General features: G+C 60.1%; 1 protein-coding gene. It reads right to left on the bottom strand.

Features of this window, described 5'->3' with window-relative positions:
* Positions 1–38: 38 nt before the first annotated feature.
* On the bottom strand, positions 39–268 hold a 230-nt coding region (locus ACSNOD_RS31935), incomplete at its 5' end, for an integrase core domain-containing protein (RefSeq protein WP_436770541.1).

Below are 268 nucleotides of genomic sequence, written 5' to 3'. Positions count from 1 at the left end.
GAATCGCCCCGGGATTCGCGGAGGCTGTTTGGTTTAATTCAGGCCGTCACCGTGGCGGCCTGATTGGTGAGTTGCCGGTAGTAGTTTGCCTCAGCCTCTGCCGGCGGTATGTAGCCGATGGGCTCGAGCAGGCGATGGTGGTTGAACCACGACACCCATTCCAGGGTCGCGAACTCCACCGCCTCCTTGGTCTTCCATGGCGCGCGACGATGAATCAACTCGGCCTTGTAGTGCCCGTTGATGGTCTCGGCCAAAGCGTTGTCATAGC

This window comes from Streptomyces sp. URMC 123, from assembly GCF_051386515.1.
GTDB lineage: Bacteria > Actinomycetota > Actinomycetes > Streptomycetales > Streptomycetaceae > Streptomyces.
The sequence above is the reverse complement of the archived record's forward strand: the minus strand, read 5'-3'. Positions and strand labels throughout refer to the sequence as shown.